Raw genomic sequence first — 26,963 nt, forward strand, 5'->3', positions numbered from 1 at the left:
TACCAAAAAAACTTAGCATTATTGTTATAAATATTAACCAGGGATGAACTTATGGCTTATTATATTGCTCCACGCTTTTTAGACAAATTGGCGGTTCACATCACCAAGAACTTCTTGAATATTCCTGGTATTAGAGTCCCTTTGATTTTAGGAATTCATGGACGCAAGGGTGAAGGTAAAACATTTCAATGTGAGTTATCGTTTGAAAAAATGGGCGTGGAAGTCACATTGATTTCTGGTGGGGAATTGGAAAGTCCCGACGCAGGAGATCCAGCAAGGTTAATTCGCCTACGCTATCGAGAAACAGCCGAACGCATTAAAGTACGTGGCAAAATGTGCGTACTGATGATTAATGATTTAGATGCAGGTGCAGGACGCTTTGATGAAGGGACGCAATACACTGTAAATACTCAGTTGGTAAACGCCACACTGATGAATATTGCTGATAATCCCACCGATGTGCAGTTACCTGGAAGCTATGACGCAAATCCAATTCGGCGTGTACCCATTATTGTGACAGGTAATGATTTTTCTACTCTCTACGCGCCATTAATTCGTGATGGACGGATGGAAAAGTTTTATTGGGAGCCTAACCGCGATGATAAGGTGGGAATTGTTGGTGGAATTTTTGCTGAAGATGGACTTTCACAGCGTGAAGTTGAACAGTTAGTTGATACTTTCCCTCATCAATCGATTGACTTTTTTAGTGCATTGCGATCGCGCATTTACGATGAACAAATCCGCGACTTTATCCATCAAATTGGATTTGAACATATCTCTTTACGAGTCGTCAATAGCGTCGAAGGCCCACCAGTCTTTAAAAAACCAGATTTTAGCCTCTCTCACTTAATTGAGTCTGGGAAATTTATGGTGACTGAACAAAAACGCGTAGAAACTTCCCAGTTGGTAGATGAATACAATCGTTTGAATCGAGGTAAAAGCTATCAACCCACACCCTCATCTGAGGTAACATCAAGCAATCCACCAAAACAGCAAAATTCTAGTACACATTTAAACCTAGAAACACAAGAACAAATCCGGCAAATCTTATCTCAAGGTCATCAAATTAATTTTGAACACGTAGACGAACGTCGCTTTCGCACCGGTTCTTGGCAAAGTTGCGGTAGTATTCATATTGATGCTGAATCTGACGCTATTTCTACTTTAGAATCTTGTTTAGCTGAGTATAGCGGTGAATACGTGCGCCTAGTCGGCATTGACCCCAAAGCTAAACGGCGGGTTGTGGAAACTATTATTCAGCGACCGAATGGGAAGAATTAGGAGTTAAATAATTGATAGCTAATACTGAGATTGGCTATCAATAGAATACTTTCCTTCTCTTTCTAACCACTTGGCCATTGCCCAAGCTTCCTCAAATCTGATATTTGCCATAGTCATGCCATACAACCTACACAAAATAGCAAATTCCTGATAAGTAGTAGGTTGTTTAGTAAATAGCAACCACATCAAAGCAGTTTCCGCCGTTAAGTCTGTTAAACCTCCTTTTTTATGAGAAGGCCGTCGAACTACATTACAGCGTCTACAACGCAAAGTCATATTCTCCAGCTTGTCAGCATCATCTCCTAGTTCTTGTTTTGGGATGATGTGATCAGCTTGGAGTTCTAACCTGGTTCCACAATCTACACATCTACCTATTTGCTCAAAATGCCATTGTCTAACCGCTTTCCAACATTGCCGAGAAGGAAAATGCTTTTGAAATGTTGGCTTACTAGCAATAGAAGTACCCACTTGTGATGGGTTTAGATGTCCTAAAACAAGAGAAGTGACTTCTTTATAAGAAACGATACCGTTCGCAATCAAATCATTAAGAAGTCCACACCAGTCTGCATCACTCCAGTCCTGGCTATTAACGGGATATTGACCAACATTCATGCTAAATTCCTAGTTCTTGCAAAATATCGTGAATGCTAATTTCTAAGACACGACAAATGTCAATAGTTTCAAAAATATCTAGTCTACGAACACCATTCTCATATTTGGAGACAAAAGTCTGGTCTTGACCAATTAACATTCCCAGTTCAGCTTGAGAAAGTCCCCTTTGCTCACGCAGACTCTTAAGTAAATGTAGTAACTGTGTATATTCATTACGGAAAATTGTTTTTTGATGTGATCTTTTTGCTCCAGAGGTTGTCTTGCGTTCCCCTGAATTATTCATGCGATTTTAGCATTGTAGTTAGGCTATACAAAAAGCTTGACATGAGCTAATATTTATGCGAAATTCGCATAAAATAAGTTATGTAATTCTTGAATTTGCCGTGAACACAGAAATAGTTGCCAAAGAATTAATCTCTAATTTTCAAATCTTGACTCATACTCACTGGAAACCGTCTGAGCATCTGGAGGGAGAACTCAACAAATATTTACAGCAGTTTTCTGATGAACATCTTCAGTCAGAAAACTTGATCAGAAATAAGTTGATATTCATTATTAATGACAGACTCGGTTTGAATAAGTCTATATATCGGCTATTTATCGACAAACTAGCAATTCATGGTATAACTTTTAATTATCATGAAAAAATTATAATTGAAGAAAAAATTAACTGTCCTGAGATTAATTTTATTGAATGGTATTTTAGTTATTTCAACCATATAGAGACTCAGATAACTTTATTAAGTTTAGTTGAGAAAGAAAGAAATAAAAAATTAATCAGATTAGATGATTTTTTAAATGAAGATAATAAATCAGATTTAGTAATTGAATCAATATTTTGTTCCTATATTTACTATTGCTTAGAAGAATCACAAATCCATAAAACGCTTAATAATCATTGCCGTGAACAATATATTTTTAACTACTGGGAACATTTACAAAATTTTCATAAAATTCAGCTTTCTAGAAATGAAGGTCTTGTAGTGCTTGACTTGGATAGTCTGATTAACCATAAGAATGTCAAATATGAAGAGCTACTGACTCAAGTAATTAATTTAATTAAGGAAGCATATTACAGACTAGCCAATCATTGTTATATGGCAATGATTATCGGGCATGAATTTCAGCATAAGTGGCAATTGATTGCTGACATCACTATATTCAGTGAGAAATTTTTAGAAAATAAGATTGACCGTAATTATTTTAGATGGAAAGATGTTGCCCAACAAACAATAAAATATATCAATCATATAGATGTATCTGCTTGCAGATTTGAATATGGTAATGAGGGTTTTACATATAAAGATTGTTATCTTGTGTACAAAAATAATCATGAAAAATGTCTGCTTCTGCTAGAAAAAAACGAGCGTGATGAAAATCCGATTCCCTGCCCTAAATGTAGGACATTTCAAGTAAACGGTAATTCCTACCCTGTTCTTGGTGTTAGGAGTTGGGAATGCAAAAACATATTTTGTGGAGAAAAGAGTAAGTATAATCGAGGCAAACGCTATTCTCTTTCATCAATAATTAGACAACAGGCTATTTTAGATGATAGAAATATTATCGAAAAAGACTTTCTGAAGAAATGGAGAAGAGATATAGCCATAGTTTCATCATGGGATGAAATTTATGAATTTCTAATCAAATGCTATTCTCTGTATGGTGATACAGTTGTTATTTATAGTCGAAACTTAACTATCAAGCAGAATGTATTCGGTAGAAATATTAAAGCATATAACGAAGTCAATGAGTTTATTACAAATCATATTAATGCCAATGATTATTTTAATATGTCATTCTTCAAGAGATTTTTAATAGATAAAGAGAGATGTTTATTAGAAGAGATACAAAACTTATCTCCTGTTCAAAATATACATATATATCATGGAGACGCATTTCAAATACTTTGTAGTTTAGATAGTAACTCTTTGGGAGGAGGAATCACTTCTCCTCCCTACTATAATGCTAGAAATTATTCCTATTGGCATAACATATATTGCTATCTATACGATATGTACAATATAGCACAAGAACTTTACAGATGTTTAAAGCCAGGTGCTCCTTTTTTATTGAACATTTTTGACTATTTTGATAACGAAAATACTATAGTTTTTTCAGATATGGGCAAAAAAAGATTAATATTAAGTAGTTATATGAGTTTTATTTTTAGATATGTAGGATTCAATCATTTAGGAAATGTGGTATGGGATAAAGGTGAAATTGAAGGCAATAGGAATTTTAACCAGGGTAATTACTCACCTTATTATCAAGCTCCTTTAAACTGCTGGGAACATATTTTGATTCTTGCCAAGGGCAAACCATCATTTAATGTTTTACAAATTCCTCAATTAATCAAGGAAACAGCCGTCATTAAAATGATTAGAGGTAAAAATGTTTATGGGCATACAGCCCCATTCCCTGAAGCTATACCAAATTTACTTTTGTCCTTAGTTGCGAATACGGAAACCATCATAGATCCCTTTTCTGGTAGCCTTACTACAGGGATAGCTGCCATAAAAAAAGGTCACAAGTCAGTAAATATCGAAATACATCAAGAATATTGTGACTTGGCGTTAGAATTACTCAGAAAATATTTTGATGACTCAGTCAAAGCTTGTTGAGCGAAAGTTATCCTTTTTTGATCATCAGCTTTCCCTTGTCAAAGTATCAGCACATTAAATCACGGGATCGCTTGCCGTATCGTTCACATTTTGTTACAAAAGTACAAAGAACTTCTAGAGACCCAAACCAAATGTTCGGCGGACTAACTGGTTTCCAAGATCCAAAAGGCACTGATTGGGGCGAAAAAATGCTCAACACAGTCGCCAGCCAAACGATTCGCCATTTGTTTACTCAAAGCGAGTCAGTAGAAGTCCTTGTGCGCTGCTATCCCTCCAGCAAACTGTTGCAAGGCAGCATTGATAGTTTTAAAATGAGCGGTCGCGGTTTGGTTATCCGTAGAGATTTTGCGGTAGAGGAAATGTCCTTTGAAACCGATGCTGTGGCTATTGACTTTAGTGCAGTTTTAGCGGGTAAACTAAATCTTAAGCAACCAACCCAGGCGATCGCTCAAGTAGTATTATCAGAAGATGGTATAAATCAAGCTTTTAATGCTGAACTAGTCAAAAAACGTCTAGTTAATCTCTCAGCACCTGCTTTAACAGAATTATCTGGTGGTCAGCCAGTGTCTTTCACGGATGTTCAAGTAAAACTATTACCGCAAAATTGCCTACAGCTTTCCGCCAAAGCAGATTTAAATAATGGTGAACTCATACCACTGCACATGATTTTAAGCATAGCTGTGGAAAAGCGTCGCCGGATTGCTTTTAAAGACCCCAAAATTGAGCTTGATTCAGTCCCAGAATCACAAAAAGCTATTTCCCAAAATCTTGGTCTAGCACTAGCAGAGATTTTAGATAATATGGTTGATTTGGATAAATTTGACCTAGATGGGGTAAAAATGCGGTTAAATCGTTTAGACACTGAAGGTCAAAGGTTAATTTTTAGTGGCTACGCTGAAATTGAACGAATTCCTCGTAATTCGTAATGGGCTGCGCCCCCGCTACGCTAACGTACTTAAAAACCGTCTAGAAACTTCTAGACGGTTTTTCGTTGTGTTATGAAACTAATTAGTAGTTAATTATCTTCTACCAACACCTACATATTGGAATCCAGCACGGATCATGGTTTCGGGGTCGAGAAAGTTACGACCGTCGATAATTACAGGATTATTCATCAATTTTGCCATCTTGCTGTAGTCAAGAGAGCTAAATTGCTGCCATTCAGTGACGAGTACCAACGCATCACAACCATCAGCTAAACGTTCAGCATCAGTTTCTACCAACACACCGGAAAGGCCATGACGCATTCCGGTTTGGGAAATGATGGGGTCATAGGCCTTAACCTTAGCACCCAAGCGGTTTAGCTGTTCGATTAAATTGAGTGCTGGCGCATCGCGTAAATCGTCAGTATCAGGTTTGAAGGTCAAACCCAATAAACCAACTGTTTTACCTTTGAGGATTTTTAAAGCTTGCTGGAGTTTTTCTAATGCAATCAGACGTTGACGTTCGTTAACACTAACGGCAGATTTTAATAACTGAGCCTCATAACCGTAATCATCAGCAGTGTGAATCAACGCTGAAACGTCTTTGGGGAAACAAGAACCACCCCAACCAATACCAGCTTGTAAGAATTTGCCACCAATACGGGAGTCTAAACCAATACCTTTGGCTACTTGAGTTACATCAGCACCAACGCGATCGCAAATGTTAGCTACTTCGTTAATAAAACTAATCTTAGTTGCTAAGAAAGCATTAGCAGCATATTTAATCATTTCTGCTGAACTCAAGTCTGTTACCAACACAGGTACAGAGGGTGCAGATTTATCCTCAGCAAATTTGCGCTCTACAATTGGTGCATAGAGTTCTTGCATCATGGAAACGGCTTTTGTACTGTTACCACCCAAGACGATGCGGTCAGGGTTAAATGTATCGTATACAGCCGAACCTTCCCGTAAAAACTCTGGGTTACTCACGACATCAAACTGGGGTGTAGAGTCAGGTAGTTTTTCTTCACTACCGCCACCAGCTGTCACCAGAGTTTTTTGACGTTCAGCAATCCCATCCATCACAATCATTCGTACCCAGTCGCCTGAACCGATGGGAACTGTGGATTTGTTAACAATTACCTTATAACCCCCGTTGAGGTTAGCACCAATACCACGCGCTACCGCCTCGACATAACGAGTATCACTTTCGCCAGTGGGTAAAGGTGGTGTACCTACAGCAATAAATAAAATTTCTCCGTGAGCAACCCCAGCAGCTAAATCCGTTGAGAATTCTATTTTGCCGGTTTGAATTGCAGACTGCATGATTTCTGATAATCCAGGCTCAAAAATCGGCGACTGCCCAGATTTCATCAATTTAACTTTTTCTTCGTTATTATCTACACAAATAACATCGTGTCCGATGTGAGCTAAACAAGCACCTGTAACCAAGCCAACGTAACCAGTACCTATTACACAAACACGCATTGTTAACTCCTCATTTTATCTAGGGGGTTTATCTTAAACAACGTAGTCCTCAATACCAAAGTTCCAATCTCTGAGGAAGCACCGCCAGTTTAGTAGCGGTTACAAGTCGGTTTAGCCAGCATTGAGTATGAGCATCTAGACACTGTTGTTCAGGCGATCGCGGAAATCTGCTATCGTTAGCTTTAGCCCTTCTTGTAGAGGGATGGTAGGTTCCCAATTTAACAAGGTTTTGGCTTTGGTAATATCCGGCTGACGACGACGAGGATCATCAGCAGGTAAAGCTTCAAATTTAATCTCTGCATTGGGATTAATTAAATTTTGCACAGCTTCAGCTAATTCTAGAATCGTGTATTCACCAGGATTTCCCAAATTGACCGGCCCGACATAATCACTATTCATCAGGCGGATAAATCCTTCCACTAAGTCAGAAACATAGCAAAAACTGCGAGTTTGCGAGCCATCACCATAAACCGTTAAAGGTATACCTTTCAGGGCTTGCACAATAAAGTTACTAACAACTCGTCCATCATTTTCTAACATTCTTGGCCCGTAAGTGTTAAATATACGGACAACTCGAATATCAACTTTATTTTGTCTGTAGTAGTCAAAAGCTAAAGTTTCAGCAATTCTTTTGCCTTCGTCGTAACAGGAGCGTATCCCAATCGGGTTAACACTACCTCGATACTCTTCGGGTTGGGGGTGAACCTCTGGATCTCCATAAACCTCGCTAGTGGAAGCCAAGAAAAATCTCGCTTTCACACGCTTGGCTAACCCCAACATATTCAGTGTTCCCATAACATTGGTTTTTACAGTTTTTACGGGATTGTACTGATAATGTACAGGAGAAGCTGGACAAGCTAGATGGTAGATTTGATCTACTTCCAACCGGATTGGTTCGGTGATATCGTGGCGAATGAGTTCAAAATTGGGATGATTTACCCACTTAGAAATGTTACGCTTGTGACCTGTATAGAAGTTGTCTAAACAAATGACTTCATGTCCTTCGGGTATGAGTCGGTCAATCAGATGTGAACCAATAAACCCAGCACCGCCCGTCACCAAAATTCTCATATTGTCTCAGTTAATTACAGATATTGCTAGCTGTTCTTGATATCGTTTAATTTAGAATACCCAGTCCAAGTATAAAAATACAGAAAAAATAGGGCGAATTCAAAATCTAACAGTGTTAATTGTGTAATTCTACTGTGTATGTATTTTTGTTACTTTTTTTGGTTAATTCATCTAGCAAAATAACAAACATCGTCTAATGTTTGTCGGCGAGTAACTTATAATTCATCAAATCTTCAATAAGATAAAGTTTTGTTAGGACAAAATTGTAAAGTTTTGGTTAGGGCATAGGGCATGGGGTGTAAGGGTGTAAGGGTGTAGGGGAAGAAAATCCAATGCCCAGTACCCAGTCCCCAGTCCCCAATCCCCAATGCCCAATCCCCAATTCCTAATCCCTCTTACCTTGACTACGATGATTTGCGGCTTGTAGTAATAACGATTCAGCAAAAGCGATCGCATCACTGGCGGATTTACCACCGGCTAGTTGTGCTAGTTCATCTCGACGGGTAGTCAAATCATCTAGGTTAGTCACTCTCACCACGGTACGCTGTTCAGTGTTACCGTTGTTTGATTTCCTACCTTTACCTTGGGTGATAGTTTGCTTATTCACCCTGAAATGGCGGTCTGCCATTGCTGCTACTAAGGGTTGGTGAGTTACACATAATACTTGATGATGCTGGCTGAGTTGGTGTAATTTTTCGGCGATCGCTTGGGCTACTCTTCCTGAAACTCCTACATCAATTTCATCAAATACTAATGTTCCGGCTGCGTCGGCTTGGGTAAAACAGGCTTTGAGGGCGAGTAAAAACCGGCTCATTTCCCCACCGGAAGCAATTTCTGTTAATGGTTGCAATGGTTCGCCGGGGTTGGGGCTAAACATGAAGGTGATTTTGTCTGCACCCGCCGCCGTTGGTGGTGTGGGGGTAATTTCGACTTGAAACTGTACTTTTTCCATCGCCAAGGGTTTGAGTTCAGCTATCAGTCGAGATTCCAGAGTAGCGGCGGTTTTTTGGCGTAATTGGGTTAATTTTTGACAGGCTTGAGTGAGTTTTTCTAAACAGGCTGATGTTTGCTGTTCTAGACTTTCAATACTTTGTTCACCGTCGTTAAGTTCTGCTAATTCTGCTTGAATTTTTTGATAATAGGCGATCGCTTCTTGTAAACTAGGGCCATACTTCCGGCAAATTTGTTTTAGCTCTCGGATGCGTTCTTCTACTTCTTCTAACCTTTGGGGATCAGCTTCTAAACTTTCACCATAGGTGTTAATTTGTCGTGCGACTTCCGTTAAAGCTGTTTGTGCATCTCGAATTAAATCTAGGAGTGGTTGCAGTTGGCTATCATACTCCACCATGTCATTTAAGGTGGCTTCACTATCACCCAACAAATCAGATGCGGCTGGGGTTTCGTCTTCGTTTTGATACAAAGCTTGGTAGATTTTGTAACTCATTTGTTGCAAATCTACGACATGATTGAGACGTTCCCGTTCTTGTTGGAGTTGTTCTAATTCTTGGGGATCGCTGAGATTAGCCGTTGATAGTTCTTGGACTTGATAGGTGAGTAAATCTAGTTGTTGTAAACGTTCCCGTTCGGAGGTGCGGCGTTTTTCGAGGTTGGCGTGGGTTTGTTGGTAAGCACTAAAGGCTGTGGTGATGATTTGACGCTGTTTAACTAAGGAATCACCACCATATATATCTAACCAATCACGGACTTGGGCGGATTGTCCCACCTGTACAGTTTGACCTTGGGCGGTAATTTCCACCAAGCGATCGCGCAATTCTGTCATAATTTGGCGGTTAACTAACACACCATTGACGCGCGATCGGCTACGAATATTACTAGAAGTAGCCGTGATTTCTCGACTGATGACTATAGAACTATCATCAATTAAATCAATTTCTTGTTCCGTCAACCAAGCCGCTAACGGTGGCGTTGAAGAGAAAGTCCCTTCCACCATTGCCCTAGCTGTTCCTGTGCGAATGGCGCGACTAGAGACTTTCCCCCCTAAAATCGCATCAATCGCATCTAAAATAATTGATTTTCCTGCGCCGGTTTCACCTGTCAATACATTTAATCCCGCGCCAAATTCCAGTTCTAGTTGATCAATTAAAGCAAAGTTCTCAATTCGCAGGCAGAGCAACATCAGAACAACTCTCTGTGAAAAAGCAGGGGAGAAGAGATAGCAGGGGACTTCCAACTTAAAAAATACACTATCACTGTGTAGGCAGGGGGGCAGGGAGCAGGGGGGCAGGGAGCAGGGGGGAAAAGAACGATGTCTGATCTCGGAAATTGGATAATTTATTTTCTGGAAGTCCCCAGGAGAGAAACACCAAGGTATCTATCGCTTAACGTAAAAGCGAGGCTTGAAACCTTAATATTTTGTTAAAAGTAGATGCCAAATATTGTCAAATTACAGGAAGTTAAGCTGGATTTTTGAGATTCGGCAAATACCTACTAATATTGAACTAGCAAGCACATTCAAGTGTAGCAAAAGTAATTAGTTATTAGTCATTATCATTAGTCATTGGTCATTGGTCATTCGTCTTTCCCCTACACCCCCACACCCTTACACCCCCATACCCCTACACCCTACAAAATTAAGATTTACGAATTACTTTAAACATATTGTTACAATGCTTAACATATTCAATCCAACCGGCGGCTTTTTCTATGACTGTTAAGACACCTCCCACTAACTCCCGACCGATTGAGGGCGAAATCCAAACTATAGAACAGGCGATGTTGACAACTAATACTGAGCCTGAGACATTGAGTTACAATCCTGCGGAGATTGCTGTTTATTATCAAGCAAGACCTTTACAGGTGTTGCGGAGGATTTTTGCCGTTTTGAGTCCTACCTTGTCCTTTGTATTGGGCTTATGGTGGGATAGAAAACGGGGAATTGTGGTGAAAAGCGATCGCCGTCGTGCAATTCAATTAAGAGAATTGCTGACGCGTTTGGGGCCTGCTTATATTAAAATTGGACAAGCTTTATCTACAAGACCGGATTTAGTCCCTCCCATTTATCTGGAAGAACTCACCAGATTACAAGACCAGTTACCAGCTTTTCCCAATGAAATCGCCTATCAGTTCATTGAAGAAGAATTAGGAAACGCACCAGAAGAGATTTACACCGAACTTTCCGCCACACCAATTGCGGCTGCTTCCTTGGGGCAAGTTTACAAAGGTAAACTCAAAACCGGTGAAGAAGTAGCTGTCAAAGTCCAGCGTCCTGATTTAAGAGAACGCATCACCATAGACTTATATATTTTAAGAGGTCTGGCGGCTTGGGTACAGAAACAAGTCAAGCGAGTCCGCAGCGATTTAGTCGGGATTTTAGATGAATTAGGCGATCGCATTTTTGAAGAAATGGATTATATCCACGAAGGTGAAAATGCCGAACGCTTTTTTGAATTATATGGTCATATTAAAGACATTTACGTACCGAAAATTTACTGGGAATATACTAACCGTCGTGTGTTAACGATGGAGTGGATTAACGGTACAAAATTAACCCAAACAGCAGAAATTAACGCTCAAGGAATAGATGCACGCTATTTAATAGAAGTGGGTGTGCAGTGTTCTTTAAGACAATTACTAGAACATGGATTTTTCCATGCTGACCCCCACCCAGGTAACTTATTAGCCACACCGGATGGTAAATTAGCCTATCTTGACTTTGGGATGATGAGCGAGATTCAACCGCCCCAAAGATATGGTTTAATTGAGGCGATCGTTCACGTTGTTAACCGTGATTTTGAAGGACTAGCACAAGATTACGTCAAGCTAGATTTCCTCTCTCCAGAAACCGATTTAACCCCCATTATTCCCGCATTCTCCAAAGTCTTTGCTAACGCTCAAGGTGCTAGTGTAGCGGAATTCAACATTAAAAGCATCACTGATGACCTTTCAGAATTAATGTATGAATATCCCTTCCGCGTTCCCCCCTACTACGCTTTAATTATTCGTTCTTTGGTGACACTAGAAGGTATAGCCATCTTTATAGATCCCGAATTTAAAGTGTTGAGTGAAGCTTATCCTTACGTAGCTAAACGACTATTAACCGACCCTGCACCACAATTAAGAACCTCACTCAAAGATTTACTCTTTAAAGAGGGTAGATTCCGGTGGAATCGCCTAGAAAACTTATTACGCAACGCACGTAAAAACCAAGAATACGACTTTAATTTAGTAGTCAATCAGGGTTTAGATTTTCTCTCTTCTGAACGTGGTGCTTTCATTCGCGATAAGCTAGTAGATGAACTATTAAATGGACTGAATGCTGTTGGTCTAAATGTGCTGCATAACTTTACTTATCTATTGCGAGAAAGAGTAGGGATTACAGCCATTAACGAAACACCAGCTGCCACAGTTGAACAACAGCAAACCCTAGAACACATCAAAAATATCTCTAGTATTTTGAGAGAAACTCGCGGCTTTGACCCAGCCAAACTTGCACCACAGATTGCTCAATTATTATTTAATCCAGACGTGCAACGGCTAGGTCAACAAATCACCAATCAATTGTTGCAAAAAGCTATAGTCCGACTAATTCGTGAATTACTAGCAGCAGCAGAGGAAGCTAATAGCAACAACAATAGTGATTTAGCACAACCACTTAATTTATCACTGACTCTCAAAAGAGGATAAAACAGATAAACCCCAACTCTTGCAAGTAGTTGGGGTTTTTAAAATGATAAATCCCTATTCTACACAGTTGGGATTACCGCTAGGTGTTGCATCTGGATAGAAAGTACGAACACCGCCACTTCTTCTAACAAATACAGCCTTAAATGTTTGACCGGCATCAGTTACAGTCAAATGACAAACTAGATTAGTGGAACTGGTGTTAGGGTTATTTTTATAACCTAATGTTGCAATTGACAGAATTTCTTCAGCGTTAAGCGTGTAACCATAACCTTTAATATTAGATTGAGCAGTACCGCTACCTACCTTTACAATTGCACCAATAGTATAAATAGCATTTGCTAAAACCTCTTCTCTGGATGTGTTATTGGCTAACCGTCCAGCTAAACCTTTGTCTTGCAGTTCTAAATAACGACCAACAAAATGTAAGCCACCAATTGAACCACCAGCTACAGGTTCACCACAAAATACGTGTTCAAATCCTTCGACGTTAAACCAAACATTCGTTAAATCTTCTAAGAACTGTGCATTTGATGTTCTTCCTGGTACAAGAAATCCACCTACATAGCTTTTAATATTGGCTAATACAGTAGGATTATTATTCATCATAGTTTGAAAATTACTAGGAGTAACCACTGTACCAGGTGCGCCACACAGGTTGTTTACTTCTATGTCAAAACTATTGAGAGTTGGAGACGGTGGAGTAACATCGGCGGGGCTACCAAAAGCTAAACCAGAAACAGAATTATTGATATTATCAAAAAATGGTAGAGAACCAGTCGGGAGAGGAGGACTCGAAGAAGAACCATAATCTGTAATGACAATATCATCTATGTTGGTTCTATTAGAACTTCCATCTGTTTTTCGGACTTCGCAACGAACTGTTCCAGCGATATTAGGAGTAAAAGTTACAGTTTGCAGAGTCGTAGAATTAGTTGTGACTGTAGAACCAATTTGTGTCCAGGAAGAACCACTATTAGTTGAACACCATAACCCCCAGTTGGTATTAGCATCACTACCAAACTTGGCGTGTTTAATGGTAATTGTGCCTGCGCCTGTAGTGCGGTTAAATTTCATCGTGATTCTACCACTATTGCGAATCCGAGCAGATTGTATACCAGTTTTGGCATCAGTTGATAAATTACCAATCAAAGCATCACTTAAATTCCAAACACCCGTACTCAGGGTAACATCACTAGCAGCATAACCACCTTTAGTACCACTTTCAAAGCCTTCTGAAATTGTTGTGCTGTTGGCTGGAGAGATATTCAAAGATAGTAGAAATACAGTTCCGCCTACCATCTTAAAAAGCGAAATTATCTTGGACATAAAACAACAAGATTTAATTACTCAACTAAAATCTGAGTCTAAACTTCATTGTTTATACAGGGATTAACTGAATTTTAAAATTAGAAAACATCGATTTTATAGTCAATCATTATTAGATTTAATAGACAGCTTACATAAACCATTAAAAAACCAAACTAGATAACTTCAAGATTAACCTTTTGCGTCCGTCTTTGCGCCTTTGCTCCTACCGCAAGCGGAACGCCTGACGGCGAATGCGTGAGCTTTCTCACAGACCTATAAGCAACACCAAATAATATTGCAAAATCAAAATAAAAACCCCAATTCCTCCAAGGAATCAGGGTTAAATTAATCTAATATCAAAAAATCTTATCGACAACCCAAAGACTCACGAGTATCGACACCAGTTTTAGAATTCACACCATCAGCCTTAGCACAAAGTTTCTTCACCTGTAACCCATCTAAAACCGCATTAGTAAAATCTGTTCCAGTGACATCAACATTATCAAAAGTAGAACGCAACATCATCGCATTGGTGAATACTGCATCACTTAAATCAGCGTTTTTAAACTTAGCTAGATAAGCAATACCATCAGTGAAATCTACACCATGTAGATTCACACCCTCCAGAACAGTACCGTTAAACACGCCACCCCGTAAGTCAGCATTGGTAAAGTTAGCATTCTCTAAATCCACATTGGTAAACTCACTACCAATTAAACTTTGACCACTAAAATCCTTACCCTTAACTTCATCACCAGCCGAACGAGTGATACTAGAAGAACTAGCAGCCTCCGCCGACACAGGAAACAATAATAAAACCATCGCTAAGACAAAACTAGCTAGCACTCGCCAATATTTCATAATTGATTCTTAACAAAACTCAACACTCCCTTTCAATATTAAACATCAGGAAGAAGGCAAACGGTAAAAAGCAAAAGGTCAAAGAAAGAATCTTTTGCCTTTTACCTTTTTACTTTTGCCTTTTTGATGCCCATAGAATATATATTGAAGTGCGATCGCATAAGTAAAACTACCTGTGGCTAATCAACAAAACACTACCGAAACCTTAGCGCGAACCCCTTTATATCAACAGGGTGTAGAACTCCAAGCCCGCTTTACCAGCTTTGGCGGTTGGGAAATGCCGGTACAATATAGCGGTATTACTCGCGAACATGAAGCTGTACGCCAAGCGGCCGGAATGTTTGATATTTCCCATATGGGCAAATTTACCCTCCAAGGTAAAAATCTGATTTCACAACTCCAGAGTTTAGTACCTTCCGATTTAAGTCGTTTACAACCAGGACAAGCCCAATACACCGTATTATTAAATCCCCAAGCCGGAATTATTGACGACATCATTGTCTATTACCAAGGGGAAGATTCCACCGGTACACAACAAGCGTTTATCATCGTCAATGCAGCCACTACCAGCAAAGACAAAGCATGGTTATTACAGCACCTTGACCAAGATATAGTCAGCTTCCAAGACTTATCACCAGAAAAAGTCTTAATTGCTGTGCAAGGGCCAAAAGCCATTAGTCATTTACAACCCTTCGTCACAGCAGACTTACAACCCATTAAAGCTTTCGGTCATATCCAAACCACCATACTAGGTCAACCCGCCTTTATTGCCCGTACTGGTTATACTGGGGAAGATGGTTTTGAAGTATTATTAGACCCAGAAATCGGCGTAGAACTATGGCGAAATCTGCATGAGGCTGGTGTCATTCCCTGTGGACTAGGGGCGCGAGATACCCTACGCTTAGAAGCAGCGATGGCACTTTATGGTCAAGATATCGACGACACCACCACACCCTTAGAAGCTGGCTTAAATTGGTTAGTTCATCTTGATACCAAAGGTGATTTTATCGGTCGGGAAGTTTTACAACAACAAAAAACTGCTGGTGTGCAACGCCGACTCGTCGGTTTACAAACCCAAGGAAGAAACATCGCCCGTCATGGCTACCCAGTCATTGCAGATGGTAAAGTCATCGGGGAAGTGACAAGCGGAACTCTTTCCCCCACACTAAGTTATCCCGTGGCTTTAGCTTACGTTCCTACGCAGTTTTCCAAAGTGGGACAGCAACTAGCCGTAGAAATTCGCGGTAAAACATACCCAGCCACCGTAGTAAAACGTCCCTTTTACAAGTCGAAAAACAAACCCTAAATTTTAGAAGTCAAAAGTTAACGACTATTGACTGTTGACTATTAACTTTTGACTTTTGACTATGTGTTGTAAGATACTCAAGCTTACAGTTACGTTACTGTGAGAGTGATTTTTTGATATTGCAGAGGAATAGAAATGTCTTCGTTTAATTATCCTGAAGATTTAAGATATTTGGATACTCATGAATACGTGCGGCTAGATGGTGAAATAGCTACTGTGGGTATTACTGAATTTGCCGTCGACCAATTAGGTGATGTGGTATTCTTGGACTTGCCAGAAATTGGTGATTTGCTGACCAAGGGAGAAAAGTTTGGTTCGATTGAATCCGTTAAGGCTGTGGAAGAGTTAAATGCACCAGTTACCGGTACAGTTATCGAACGCAATGAGCCTTTAATTGATTCTCCCGAAGCAGTGGCGGATGACCCCTATGGAGAAGGATGGCTATTAAAACTGCGGGTGAATGACCCTGATGAATTTAATGATGCGATGACAGCAGACGAGTATCGCGCGGAAGTGGAGGGGGCTTAGGAAGGCAAAAGGCAAAAGGTAAAAGTAAAAAGAAGGATTTTTTGTCTTTTACCTTAGTCTTAGGTTAAATATGCTTGATCTAGGAAGCTTATCGAGACGTGGCGTTGCTGCGTCTTTATTGTTTTTCTCACGCAAATTAGCAAATCCTTGCACAATCTGTTAAAGAATTTACAAACTCAGGCAGCTTGTCAAGAGTATTTGTTGCAAAATATGAATAAGTTACGTCTGGAGTATTAAGTTTGTGGTATCTTTTGCATCTATTTCTCAGTCTAGCGATGGGCTACGCCCCACCGAAGGCGATCGCCAACATCAATCATTAGATAAAACAGATAATTTTATACAAAGGCATATAGGCGTAAATTCTCAAGATATCCAGCAAATGCTTGATGTTTTGGGATTATCCACCCTAGACGACCTCATTGATAAAACCGTACCCGCATCTATTAGGCTAAATCACCCGCTACAATTACCAGCCGCACAAACTGAGTACGCCGCCTTGGCCAAATTAAAACAAATTGCTGAGAAAAATCAGGTGTTTCGCTCATACATCGGTATGGGATATTACGATGCTATTACTCCCCCAGTAATTCAACGTAATATTCTAGAAAATCCTGGTTGGTATACCGCCTACACTCCCTATCAACCAGAAATTGCCCAAGGAAGACTCGAAGCCCTGTTAAATTTCCAAACTATGATTATTGACTTAACAGGTTTGGAAATTGCCAACGCCTCACTATTAGATGAAGGTACAGCCGCCGCCGAAGCTATGACGATGAGTTACGGCGTGTGCAAAAATAAAGCCACTGCTTATTTTGTTTCCCGTGAATGTCATCCCCAAACCATTGATGTCTTGCAAACACGGGCGCAACCCTTGGGCATTGAAATTATTATCGGTGATCATCAGACCTTTGATTTTGCTCAACCGATTTTCGGGGCTGTTTTGCAATATCCCGCCAGTGATGGCACTATCTATGACTACCGCGCTTTTATCGCAAAAGCCCATGCTGAGGGTGCATTGGTAACGGTAGCAGCTGATCCCCTAAGTTTAACTTTACTCACCTCTCCCGGTGAACTAGGGGCAGACATCGCTGTCGGTAGCACACAACGCTTTGGTATTCCCCTGGGTTTTGGCGGCCCCCACGCTGCATACTTCGCCACCAAGGAAGAATACAAACGACAAGTCCCAGGGCGCATTGTAGGTGTATCGAAAGATGTCTACGGTAAAACTGCTTTGCGTCTAGCTTTGCAAACCCGTGAACAACACATCCGCCGAGAAAAAGCCACCAGTAATATTTGTACAGCCCAGGTGTTACTAGCTGTGATGGCAGGTATGTATGCCGTTTATCATGGCCCCGATGGACTAAAAAATATTGCGGCGAATATTCACCAGTTAACTGCTATTTTGGCAGCAGGTTTACAACGTCTGGGTTACAAGATTAGTTCTCAAAACTTCTTTGATACTCTGCGGGTAGAATTAGGCACACAAAATCTAGATGCTATTCTCGCAGGTTGCCAAGGCAGAAATATGAATTTGCGGGTTTTTGATGACACGGCTGTGGGGATATCTTTAGATGAAACCACAACTTTAGAAGATGTCATTGAACTCTGGCAAATTTTTGCTTTGACAGATGAGTTACCCTTCACCGCCGCCGAATTAACAGTTGCTGCTCATATCTCCTTACCCCGTACCAGTGCATATCTCACGCACCCCGTTTTCAACCGTTATCACTCGGAAACTGAATTACTGCGTTACCTACACCAACTAGAAACCAAGGATTTATCCCTCAATACATCAATGATTCCCTTGGGTTCTTGCACGATGAAGTTAAACGCCACAGCCGAAATGATTCCGGTGACATGGGCAGAATTCGGGAAAATTCACCCCTTTGCACCATTATCACAAACCCAAGGTTATCAAATTCTCTTCCAACAGCTAGAGGCGTGGTTAGCAGAAATCACTGGTTTTGCGGGAATTTCTCTGCAACCAAACGCAGGTTCACAAGGGGAATACGCCGGACTGTTGGTAATTCGTCAATACCACGACAGCCGACAAGAAGCACACCGCAACATCTGTTTAATTCCCACCTCAGCCCACGGCACAAACCCCGCCAGTGCGGTAATGTGTGGCATGAAAGTAGTAGCAGTTGCCTGTGATGCTGACGGTAATATTGATGTAGCTGACTTAAAAGCCAAAGCAGCCAAACACAGTCATGAACTAGCGGCGTTGATGGTGACATATCCCTCAACACATGGTGTATTTGAAGAAGCCATACAAGAAATCTGCGCCATTGTGCATAGTCACGGCGGCCAAGTTTACATGGACGGCGCAAATATGAACGCCCAAGTCGGTATTTGTCGCCCTGGTGATATTGGTGCAGATGTCTGTCACCTGAACCTACACAAAACCTTCTGTATTCCCCACGGCGGCGGCGGCCCCGGTATGGGGCCAATTGGCGTTGCATCCCATCTCGTCCCCTTTTTACCAGGACATCCGGTATTGGGGACTGGGGACTGGGGACTGGGGACTGGGAAAGAAGCCATACCCCATACCCAATTCGGTGCTGTAGCAGCTGCACCTTGGGGAAGTGCTAGTATTTTGGTGATTTCTTGGATGTATATTGTGATGATGGGGGCTGCTGGGTTAACCCAAGCTACCAAAGTGGCAATTCTCAACGCCAATTACATCGCCAGGAGATTAGAAAACCACTATCCAGTGTTGTACAAAGGGCAGAATGGCTTAGTTGCCCATGAATGTATTTTAGACTTGCGATCGCTCAAAAAATCCGCCAACATCGAAATCGATGATGTAGCAAAACGCCTCATGGACTACGGTTTCCACGCCCCGACAGTCTCCTGGCCTGTGGCGGGTACAATCATGGTTGAACCCACAGAAAGCGAATCAAAAGCAGAATTAGACCGTTTCTGTGATGCACTCATAGCAATTAGGCAAGAAATCGCTGAAATTGAGTCAGGTAAGATGAATGCTGAAGATAACCTCTTGAAAAACGCACCCCACACTCCTGAAAGCCTCATCGTTGGTGAATGGACTCACCCCTATTCCCGTGAACAAGCCGCCTATCCTGCACCATGGACAAGAGAACATAAATTCTGGCCGAGTGTAGGTAGAATTGACGCAGCCTTTGGAGACAGAAACTTCGTTTGTTCTTGTCTCCCAATGGACGCTTATCAATAAAGCAACTTGAATTAGACCCTTTCAAGTTCCTGATTTTAAGTCAATTTAGCCCATCATCCCTAAATTTACTCCCATTCAGCAAAGGCGTAAAGTTTCGCTTTGCGCCTTTGCGTGAAATTATCTCGCAACTTCAACCTGCTGTGCTTCTGGCAATAAACGCTTCATTCCTTGCTTGACAAAACCTTGCAGAAAAGCTAACTGCTGATTTTGTTGGAAGACATTTTGTAAGGTTTGACGCAATTTATCTAAATTCAAATTATTACCAGAATCTAAAGCAATTTCTTGTTGTTCAAAATATGCAATGAGACTCAAGCCAGCAACTCTAGTCAGATAAGCAGCACTCACACCTTGCACCAAACCACCAGCGACAAAGGTAACAGCATTACTTTTAAGAACTGTGCTAATAGCTTTAGTAGAAAGTTCCACTAAACCTAATTTCAGCATTAAACTTCCCATTGTTCCCGCTACAGTTTGCGCTTGTTCTAGGGAAAATTTCTGCTGATAGATATTACCCAAATCCATTACCATTTGAGCATTAATCGCCGCCGTGGCTAAAATATCTAGTGCTGGAACTGGGTTAGCAAAAGCAGCAGCCGCAGCTATCCACTGATATTGTTCAATAATTGGGGTAGCGCGATCGCATCTTACCCCATTCAAATAATTTTTCGCCTCAGCTTTTAACAGCAGAGCCTGTCTAGTGGTAGTTGTCCACACCAATTGTTGACTTTGCTGTACTAAAATCTCGTTTAACTGCTGCGTCAATTGCTGAATATCTGCTGCTGGCTGTTCCATCCACTCTTGTACAGTTCCATCAGCTTGATGTTTCCGCACTTTCACAGCTACAGGGGAAGCTGAAACAGCAACTACATGATCTTGCTGACGTTGTTTTAATGACTGCAAAATACTAGCACGTTCATCTGGCAAATATTGGTCTTGTTTGTTGAAAACTAAGACTTGTGGCTGATTCGTTGCTGTTAATTGTTTTAAGGCTTGAAATTCCGAATCAGTCAAATCACCATTAGTTAAGAACAAAACTAAGTCTGATTTTGCTGTTTCTGTGAGAATAGCAGCATCAGAGGATTCTATCTCTCTAAATAAAGATGCTGTTTCCTGTAAACTGACTTTTTGCTGTGTTTCTCGCCAATTACTAGACTCTAGCACCTGAATTAAGGTACTTTTACCAACGGATTTACCGCCAGTCACAGCTAATCTCAAATCTTGTCTGTCTAACTCTACAGGTAATGCAGCTAGCTGTGTTTTTAGTGTCTCTAAAGCAGGATGATTTATCGCTTCTTGCGCTAACTGATTGATGACTACTTCAGTTTTAGCGATCGCATTCACTGCTGTTTCCCGATCAGTAATGATACCACTCGGTTGTTCTGCATGGTCATGGGGGAAGTTACGCTTCCACAGCCACAAACCACCACCTACAGCTAAGAGACTGACTAAACTTAGCTCACCTACCTGCATAATTGAATGATGCCAACTCTGCACCATCCACAAGGAAAAGGATAATCCTAATCCTCCTATTAAAATTGGTCGCTGTAACTTCACAACCATGACTCTCCGAACTTTGTGGAATATTCCAATTCAACAATAAATCAAAACCCTGCTGCACCGAATTGTAAAGGTAAGATTAACTCCCAAGCCTCACGATATTTTGCCTAACGGGGTTTACGCTGGCGTTTGTCGGTTTCGACAAGGTGTATTTCGCTACCATAGCCGATAAACACATCTACCGGAAAGACATAGAAAATATCAAGTGGTTCTATGTACGCTAGGGCAAAATCAAAGTCTGATGGTTGATATGTTGCTCTGAGCATGAGTCGGCGATTTGTTTTAGTGCGGCGATTGTCTACAACATAATTCCCAGATGGCTCATGCAACCAAGCATACTTGACTTGGATTTTAACTAAAGTTCCCTCTATATCAAATACTAAATCGTATGGCAGGCGATCGCCAATTGGTTTTAAAACACCCCAGCCACGCTTTAAAGCATGAAGCACAGCAGCTTGTTCTGCTATGTCTCCCCTCAGCTTTGTGTCCATTGGTCAGCCGAAATAACTTATATCAGCATAAAACAAAACCCTGCAATCTTTGAAGACTACAGGGTTTTATTTTTAATTTGGTGGCGGGAAGTGGATTTGAACCACTGACCTTCGGGTTATGCTTACCATCTACAACTTTCGTTGCCCAGATCAACTGGTTTGTGGTCTGGACTGTCCCTTCACCCTCGGCGTTACCGTTAGGGTGCCTGCCTTCCAGTCTCTACACCTTCTCTGTTTCCAGAGCTTGGTTCGGGATTACCGCGCTAGTGGCTTCCCCGAATTTGACAGGTAATCGCACATGAGTTTCTTCATGTACCGCCCACTGCAAAACAAACTAATAAGCGCGTAATTAGTTTTGCTAGTTGAGCCCGACGAGCTACCAGGCTGCTCTATCCCGCGTCGCTCTCGTTCTTGACTTTTCAAGTATAACCCGAAATTTCAAGTTTGGCAACTATAAAAACGATAATTCTCCGACAACCTCTAAACGCGTGTATTTACCTGGGTTCATGAACTTTTCTGCCAAGCTTTCGGCGACACTAGGAGTAATCCAGCCCATTTGTTGCAGTAGGTGAATGGCGACGGCATATTTAGCGCGTTTAGAACCATCCATGACTTTAATCGCCAAACCCATGCCTTCACCCAGCCTCCCAATACACTGGACTCCTTCCGCGCCAGATTTGCTGACTAGTTCCCCTGGAGTGAGGCGCATTAATTCCGTGTCAAATTCCCCATCACCAGCTACCATTGCGGGGTGATGAGTCATGGCGCGGACAATACGCTCCATATCTAAGTTATTACTAGCGGCTAATAGCGCATATAAAGAGGCGATTTGACCCAATTGCATGAGATATGTAGGTGCGCCGCAGTCATCATGCGCGCTGATGAATTCTTCAGCAGGCATTCGCAGTAATTCTGCTATCTTACCGACAATTAATTGCTGTACAGGGTGTTTACGGTCTAAATAATTATTCAACGGCCAGTGACGCTGCTGACACACAGCTAACATCCCCGCGTGCTTACCAGAGCAGTTGTATTCCAGAGGACTGCGCTTGCTCTGGGGAATGGGACACTGGAGGACTGAGGGGTCTAAGTCAGCTCGCCACAGGATATTAAACACCTGTCGGACTTGTTCAATACGTCCTTTATGAGAACTGGTGATAATTGCTAAGTCGCGATCGCTTAGATCATAACGTTCCAGTGTGCCTGTTGTGGTGACAGCCAATGCTTGGAATGGCTTGAGTGCTGAACGGACAAATGTAGCGGTTTCCGCGTTACCTGCAACAGTTAGCACCCGCCCCCGTTCGTCGCATACAACCGCCTGGACTATATGCCTCGATTCAATAATACCTTCTCGCAACAACCGGACTTCCAGTGCTGCCGCTTGAGTTCGTTTTCCCATTGTCATGGGTTACATCTATCACTTTTTATTTATGAGTCATTGGTCAAAAGTCCATAGTCAATAGCCATTGACTTTTGACTATGGACTTTTGACTTGTTTAAAACAAATGCCAAACTATAGTACCAGTAACAAACATTCCCGCCAAGGCAGCAAGGGTAAATTTTAACCGTTGGAGGATGGGTTTAATTTCGTAGGTGACAATCAAGCGATCGCGATTTAACACTTCTTCTGGTTTGAGCCAAGTTTGGCCATCATACCAGCCTGATTCTTCATAAAACACATTTGTACTGTAGAGGCGATCGCGTACATATAACCAGCCTAGATACAAATGCACTAATCCTAAAACTACCCCGATACTGGCCCCAGCTGCACCACAGAGGAGGAAATGCGCTAGTTGTTTGTTTGGTGGAAAACTAGCTGCGGCGACTGGCCCTGTAACTAGCCACGATAAAGCCCAAATCCACGCTAATTTTTGGATATACTGCGGCCAATGTAAGGTGCAGTCACGAAATAGCCAAGCAGTTTTTAGCTCTTCATACTCATTAAGCGGCTGTTGTTCTGTGGGTACTGGGCAATTTACCAGTGAGGAATTCATCATATTGGACTACCACCACCTTCTTGAGAGTTGGGAAGGGAAATGCGTTCTGCATGAATCCAGAATGCTTCTAAATTATAAAATTCCCTTTCCTTTGGCATCATAATATGTACAATTACGTCGCCGTAGTCTTGTAATACCCAGCTACCTTCCGCTTTGCCTTCTGTCCGTAAAGGACGGCGTTGCAACTCAGTTTCTACTTGATCTTCAATTGATTGTGCGATCGCCCTGACTTGTACTCTAGAATAGCCAGTTGTCATGACAAAATAATCTGCTAGGTACGAGACATCTGCTACCTTCAAAACTATGATGTCCCCAGCTTTGCGATCCGATGCGGCTTCGGCAATTATGAGAGCCAAATTGCGACTTGCATCATTTTCACCCTCTGAAGTTCTGAGCGCGCTTTTGGTGACAGAGACGGATTGTAATGGTAAATTTCCTTGGAAATAATCAGACATTCAACCTCAGGTGTTTTATCCCTTTTGTGATGTTTTTGAGAATTACTGACAAGCTCCAACTAAGCGATAAGTGCGTGTTGGTTTTTTTGAATACTAACAAAAAAACCGATGTTTATGGGACTGCCTAATATATTGCAATACTCATGAGAGCCAATCACAGTGTTAGTGACTGTAGCGTTTACATCACTAATCGCTGGCATAGTTGGTAAATAATATCTGGAGTCAGGTGTTTTTTGGTGCGGTTAACAGACTCATCAACTTAATATTGCATGGCGATCGCTGCTGCTGGACTCTACTAAACAGTATATAGCATAACTAGTTTGAGAGTGGTGAGTTGTGAGTGCTGAGTGCTGAGTTGTGTTAGCGGAAGCGGGGCGTTGAGCAGCGTGCTGTTAGCGGTAGGGCGGTGTTTAGCCTGTGCTGAGTAGAAATTCTAGTACCTAGTCAAGATTTTCACAAATGACAAAACAGGACTTGGGGAATCTAGAATTTATAACCCAATGTCCTGAATTTGTGTTTTATGTTGTTTGACTAACTGAGTGGAGGTTTAAGCATGGAAAGAAACTAGACTTCTTGCTTGGAGACTACTTCTGAGCCAACTTTTTCAGCATCCGCAGTCACAGCATAAAATAGATTTTCATACTGGTTTAAAGCTTGCTCAAAAGCGTACTGCTCTACAGCATATTTCCGGCTGTTGTAGCCTAAAGTTTTAGCTTTTTCTGGATGTTGATATAGCTCTAAAGTTGCCTTAGCTAAAGCTTCAGGATCTTCAGGAGAAACAACTACACCGCCTCCACTTTGTCTGATGGCTTTAGCCGCCGTGCCGCTTTGAGGTACGGAAGCAATGATGGCTCGACCACTAGCCAGTAAAACTTGAATTTTTGATGGCATATTGAAGGAAATCACATTCTTCTTCTGCACGACTAAACCAATATCTGCTGCTGCTAACATTTGTGGCAGATGCTCACGGGGTTGAAACGGTAGTAACAAAACGTTATCTGCACCACAGTCTAAGCAATATTGTTGTAGTCTCTGCAAGCCTTTAGCTTCCCCAACAATCACAAAGGCAATTTCTGGAATATGACGTAACATCGCCGCCGCTTTAATAACAGTTTCTAAGCCTTGTGTCAAAGCAATGTTACCAGAATATAAGACTACAAATTTGTCATTGAGGTTATGTGCAGTCCGAAAAGGGTTGTTTTCCTTTGGTAAGGGACGAATAAAATTGACATCTACCCAATTGGGGATTTGATCAATTTTTTGTTCTGGCACACCCTTAGAGAGTAAATTGTCTACAAACCCATCGGCAATAACGCTAACTTTAGTAGCACTTTTATAAGCGAACTTCTCCAATAGGGAAAAGACTTTAATTAACCATTTATTTTTGAGTAAACCAACATGAATGGCTGCTTCCGGTAAAATATCCTGTAAATTCAAAACTACAGGACAAGCACGCAACCATCCTAACAAGGACGCAGGTACACAAACTGGTAATGAGGGTGATGTGGATAAAATCACATCCGGCCGCCAGCCGAAAAGGGCAGGCCAAAAACTGGTAGCAACGAAACTCGCATCAAGTAAAACTCGATCTATCAGTTTGGGTTGTGGACGAATCCAAACAAAACTACGTTGAATCTGGACACCATTTTTGTATTCATTAACATACCATTTACCCCGATATCCTTCGTAAATTTGCCTTTCAGGGTAGTTTGGCATGGCTGTGACTACCCGCACTTGGTGTCCTCTTTTTACCAGTCCCTCTGCTAATTCCGTCATCAGTGGGGCAATCCCAATCGGTTCTGGATAGTAATTGTAAGAGTAGATTAAAATCCGCATAACAAATTAGTCAGAATTCCCTGGCGATTTTGGAACATTAAAAATTTTGTCTTAATTGAATATTGCTCTTTTGTAAAAGCATCTTTTAAGACTTGAACATAATCTAATTTTGACTTTAGACAGCCGATTTGTCAGTGTTTTCTAATTAAAGATTAAGTAAATATTATAGTGACTTTCTTAGGTATGTTATGGACTAATGTAGTTTCATTGCTGGGAAAATCACTGATATTTGCTATATCTAAATCTAAGCATAAATTCTGTGAGGATTAATTAAACTTTCTACTAACAATCAGTACATATTTGTAAAGTGTAAGTAAAAGCTAGTGTTTAAGCAAGTGTAATCGTTTTTATTTAATTAGAAATACAGTGCTTATCAACTAAAGAAAGTCTATATCCCATGAGGATGAATTTCAGTAATAATAGGGATGTCAATAATTACCTAATTTAGATCGGCTTAATTTTTTAATTTTTACTCAATTCATTAGTCCAGTATCCTAACACAGAAAGCAACATTTAACTTAAATATCCCTCATATTGGCTATCTTACGCCCAAAATTTTCAGGACATAAATCTAGTTCTCCACATATTAATGATGACGCGATGCCTTGATAATCAAGAACTTTGACGACTTGCAACCAGCTTTAAAACTTCAATGCGATAAGGTTGAGCTATTAATTTGTAGATATTTTGATGATGATTATTTTCTGGTTTTAAGAAAATAATTATCATCAAAACCTGAAATATTTAAACAGAGACAATGATTTGAGTTGATTTCTGACATTTGGTGAGAA

General features: G+C 41.0%; 20 protein-coding genes. 7 read left to right on the forward strand and 13 right to left on the reverse strand.

Annotated features, from left to right (window positions below):
- Positions 1 to 51 precede the first annotated feature (51 nt).
- Positions 52 to 1,281, forward strand: a complete 1,230-nt coding sequence (locus tag CV014_RS15555) for a ribulose bisphosphate carboxylase small subunit (protein ID WP_236142860.1) — start codon at positions 52 to 54, stop codon at positions 1,279 to 1,281.
- 18 nt (positions 1,282 to 1,299) lie between these two features.
- Here CV014_RS15555 and CV014_RS15560 read toward each other — a convergent pair whose 3' ends face one another.
- Together CV014_RS15560 and CV014_RS15565 are read right to left on the reverse strand one after the other, a co-directional pair.
- Positions 1,300 to 1,893: an HNH endonuclease gene (locus CV014_RS15560; RefSeq protein WP_236142861.1), complete on the reverse strand. Its 594-nt coding sequence runs from the start codon at positions 1,891 to 1,893 to the stop codon at positions 1,300 to 1,302.
- Position 1,894: 1 nt separating this feature from the next.
- Positions 1,895 to 2,176: a helix-turn-helix domain-containing protein gene (locus CV014_RS15565; RefSeq protein WP_236142862.1), complete on the reverse strand. Its 282-nt coding sequence runs from the start codon at positions 2,174 to 2,176 to the stop codon at positions 1,895 to 1,897.
- A 55-nt stretch (positions 2,177 to 2,231) separates the two neighbouring features.
- Between CV014_RS15565 and CV014_RS15570 the strand changes: the two genes are divergently transcribed.
- A complete protein-coding gene (locus CV014_RS15570; protein ID WP_236142863.1) occupies positions 2,232 to 4,514 on the forward strand; it encodes a DNA-methyltransferase in 2,283 nt (760 codons plus the stop codon).
- Between the two features lie 131 nt (positions 4,515 to 4,645).
- Positions 4,646 to 5,440 (forward strand): LmeA family phospholipid-binding protein, encoded by a 795-nt coding sequence (locus tag CV014_RS15575; RefSeq protein ID WP_236142864.1) that lies wholly within the window; start codon positions 4,646 to 4,648, stop codon positions 5,438 to 5,440.
- 93 nt (positions 5,441 to 5,533) lie between these two features.
- Here the strand turns inward: CV014_RS15575 and CV014_RS15580 are convergent, their stop codons facing one another.
- From CV014_RS15580 to recN, 3 genes are all read right to left on the reverse strand, one after another.
- Positions 5,534 to 6,925, reverse strand: coding sequence for a UDP-glucose dehydrogenase family protein (locus tag CV014_RS15580; RefSeq protein WP_236142865.1), 1,392 nt, complete (start codon positions 6,923 to 6,925; stop codon positions 5,534 to 5,536).
- Between the two features lie 135 nt (positions 6,926 to 7,060).
- Positions 7,061 to 7,996: a UDP-glucuronic acid decarboxylase family protein gene (locus CV014_RS15585; protein ID WP_103139337.1), complete on the reverse strand. Its 936-nt coding sequence runs from the start codon at positions 7,994 to 7,996 to the stop codon at positions 7,061 to 7,063.
- 385 nt (positions 7,997 to 8,381) lie between these two features.
- Positions 8,382 to 10,133 carry a DNA repair protein RecN gene (gene recN, locus CV014_RS15590; RefSeq protein WP_236142866.1) on the reverse strand — a complete coding sequence of 584 codons (1,752 nt, stop codon included), beginning with the start codon at positions 10,131 to 10,133 and terminating at the stop codon, positions 8,382 to 8,384.
- A 527-nt stretch (positions 10,134 to 10,660) separates the two neighbouring features.
- On the opposite strand from recN, the gene CV014_RS15595 reads away from it, so the two are divergent.
- Positions 10,661 to 12,640 (forward strand): ABC1 kinase family protein, encoded by a 1,980-nt coding sequence (locus tag CV014_RS15595; protein ID WP_236142867.1) that lies wholly within the window; start codon positions 10,661 to 10,663, stop codon positions 12,638 to 12,640.
- 54 nt (positions 12,641 to 12,694) lie between these two features.
- On the opposite strand, the gene CV014_RS15600 is transcribed toward CV014_RS15595, so the two are convergent.
- Both CV014_RS15600 and CV014_RS15605 read right to left on the reverse strand, forming a co-directional pair.
- Positions 12,695 to 13,966 (reverse strand): EndoU domain-containing protein, encoded by a 1,272-nt coding sequence (locus CV014_RS15600; RefSeq protein WP_236142868.1) that lies wholly within the window; start codon positions 13,964 to 13,966, stop codon positions 12,695 to 12,697.
- 348 nt (positions 13,967 to 14,314) lie between these two features.
- The gene (locus tag CV014_RS15605; protein WP_103140158.1) at positions 14,315 to 14,809 is read right to left on the reverse strand and encodes a pentapeptide repeat-containing protein; all 495 of its coding nucleotides are present in this window, start codon (positions 14,807 to 14,809) and stop codon (positions 14,315 to 14,317) included.
- 175 nt (positions 14,810 to 14,984) lie between these two features.
- Here CV014_RS15605 and gcvT point away from each other — a divergent pair, with 175 nt between their 5' ends.
- From gcvT to gcvP, 3 genes are all read left to right on the forward strand, one after another.
- Positions 14,985 to 16,115, forward strand: a complete 1,131-nt coding sequence (gene gcvT / locus CV014_RS15610) for a glycine cleavage system aminomethyltransferase GcvT (protein ID WP_236142869.1) — start codon at positions 14,985 to 14,987, stop codon at positions 16,113 to 16,115.
- Between the two features lie 135 nt (positions 16,116 to 16,250).
- Positions 16,251 to 16,643, forward strand: a complete 393-nt coding sequence (gcvH, locus tag CV014_RS15615) for a glycine cleavage system protein GcvH (protein WP_236142870.1) — start codon at positions 16,251 to 16,253, stop codon at positions 16,641 to 16,643.
- Positions 16,644 to 16,884: 241 nt separating this feature from the next.
- Entirely contained in the window at positions 16,885 to 19,836 is a 2,952-nt protein-coding gene (gcvP, locus tag CV014_RS15620; protein WP_236142871.1) for an aminomethyl-transferring glycine dehydrogenase, read from the forward strand.
- A 117-nt stretch (positions 19,837 to 19,953) separates the two neighbouring features.
- Here the strand turns inward: gcvP and CV014_RS15625 are convergent, their stop codons facing one another.
- The 6 genes from CV014_RS15625 to CV014_RS15650 all read right to left on the reverse strand — a co-directional run bounded on the left by CV014_RS15625 (position 19,954) and on the right by CV014_RS15650 (position 26,172).
- Entirely contained in the window at positions 19,954 to 21,396 is a 1,443-nt protein-coding gene (locus CV014_RS15625; protein WP_236142872.1) for a YcjF family protein, read from the reverse strand.
- Positions 21,397 to 21,500: 104 nt separating this feature from the next.
- The gene (locus CV014_RS15630) at positions 21,501 to 21,884 is read right to left on the reverse strand and encodes a group I intron-associated PD-(D/E)XK endonuclease (RefSeq protein ID WP_236142873.1); all 384 of its coding nucleotides are present in this window, start codon (positions 21,882 to 21,884) and stop codon (positions 21,501 to 21,503) included.
- A gap of 451 nt (positions 21,885 to 22,335) precedes the next feature.
- Positions 22,336 to 23,289, reverse strand: a complete 954-nt coding sequence (locus CV014_RS15635; RefSeq protein ID WP_236142874.1) for an asparaginase — start codon at positions 23,287 to 23,289, stop codon at positions 22,336 to 22,338.
- A 91-nt stretch (positions 23,290 to 23,380) separates the two neighbouring features.
- Entirely contained in the window at positions 23,381 to 23,881 is a 501-nt protein-coding gene (locus tag CV014_RS15640; RefSeq protein WP_236142875.1) for a CGLD27 family protein, read from the reverse strand.
- Positions 23,878 to 24,336, reverse strand: coding sequence for a ribosome silencing factor (gene rsfS, locus CV014_RS15645; RefSeq protein ID WP_236142876.1), 459 nt, complete (start codon positions 24,334 to 24,336; stop codon positions 23,878 to 23,880). Before rsfS ends, CV014_RS15640 begins: the two co-directional genes overlap by 4 nt.
- Positions 24,337 to 24,900: 564 nt before the next feature.
- The gene (locus tag CV014_RS15650; protein ID WP_236142877.1) at positions 24,901 to 26,172 is read right to left on the reverse strand and encodes a glycosyltransferase family 4 protein; all 1,272 of its coding nucleotides are present in this window, start codon (positions 26,170 to 26,172) and stop codon (positions 24,901 to 24,903) included.
- Between the last annotated feature and the right edge of the window lie 791 nt (positions 26,173 to 26,963).

The sequence above is a fragment of the Nostoc sp. CMAA1605 genome, from assembly GCF_021596505.1.
Classification (GTDB): Bacteria; Cyanobacteriota; Cyanobacteriia; order Cyanobacteriales; family Nostocaceae; genus Trichormus.

Coding starts and splice junctions, on each gene's coding strand:
- CV014_RS15555 (WP_236142860.1), top strand. CDS start 52: ATGGCTTATTATATTGCTCCACGCTTTTTAGACAAATTGGCGGTTCAC.
- CV014_RS15560 (WP_236142861.1), bottom strand. CDS start 1,893: ATGAATGTTGGTCAATATCCCGTTAATAGCCAGGACTGGAGTGATGCA.
- CV014_RS15565 (WP_236142862.1), bottom strand. CDS start 2,176: ATGAATAATTCAGGGGAACGCAAGACAACCTCTGGAGCAAAAAGATCA.
- CV014_RS15570 (WP_236142863.1), top strand. CDS start 2,232: ATGCGAAATTCGCATAAAATAAGTTATGTAATTCTTGAATTTGCCGTG.
- CV014_RS15575 (WP_236142864.1), top strand. CDS start 4,646: ATGTTCGGCGGACTAACTGGTTTCCAAGATCCAAAAGGCACTGATTGG.
- CV014_RS15580 (WP_236142865.1), bottom strand. CDS start 6,925: ATGCGTGTTTGTGTAATAGGTACTGGTTACGTTGGCTTGGTTACAGGT.
- CV014_RS15585 (WP_103139337.1), bottom strand. CDS start 7,996: ATGAGAATTTTGGTGACGGGCGGTGCTGGGTTTATTGGTTCACATCTG.
- recN (WP_236142866.1), bottom strand. CDS start 10,133: ATGTTGCTCTGCCTGCGAATTGAGAACTTTGCTTTAATTGATCAACTA.
- CV014_RS15595 (WP_236142867.1), top strand. CDS start 10,661: ATGACTGTTAAGACACCTCCCACTAACTCCCGACCGATTGAGGGCGAA.
- CV014_RS15600 (WP_236142868.1), bottom strand. CDS start 13,966: ATGTCCAAGATAATTTCGCTTTTTAAGATGGTAGGCGGAACTGTATTT.
- CV014_RS15605 (WP_103140158.1), bottom strand. CDS start 14,809: ATGAAATATTGGCGAGTGCTAGCTAGTTTTGTCTTAGCGATGGTTTTA.
- gcvH (WP_236142870.1), top strand. CDS start 16,251: ATGTCTTCGTTTAATTATCCTGAAGATTTAAGATATTTGGATACTCAT.
- CV014_RS15625 (WP_236142872.1), bottom strand. CDS start 21,396: ATGGTTGTGAAGTTACAGCGACCAATTTTAATAGGAGGATTAGGATTA.
- CV014_RS15630 (WP_236142873.1), bottom strand. CDS start 21,884: ATGGACACAAAGCTGAGGGGAGACATAGCAGAACAAGCTGCTGTGCTT.
- CV014_RS15635 (WP_236142874.1), bottom strand. CDS start 23,289: ATGACAATGGGAAAACGAACTCAAGCGGCAGCACTGGAAGTCCGGTTG.
- CV014_RS15640 (WP_236142875.1), bottom strand. CDS start 23,881: ATGATGAATTCCTCACTGGTAAATTGCCCAGTACCCACAGAACAACAG.
- rsfS (WP_236142876.1), bottom strand. CDS start 24,336: ATGTCTGATTATTTCCAAGGAAATTTACCATTACAATCCGTCTCTGTC.
- CV014_RS15650 (WP_236142877.1), bottom strand. CDS start 26,172: ATGCGGATTTTAATCTACTCTTACAATTACTATCCAGAACCGATTGGG.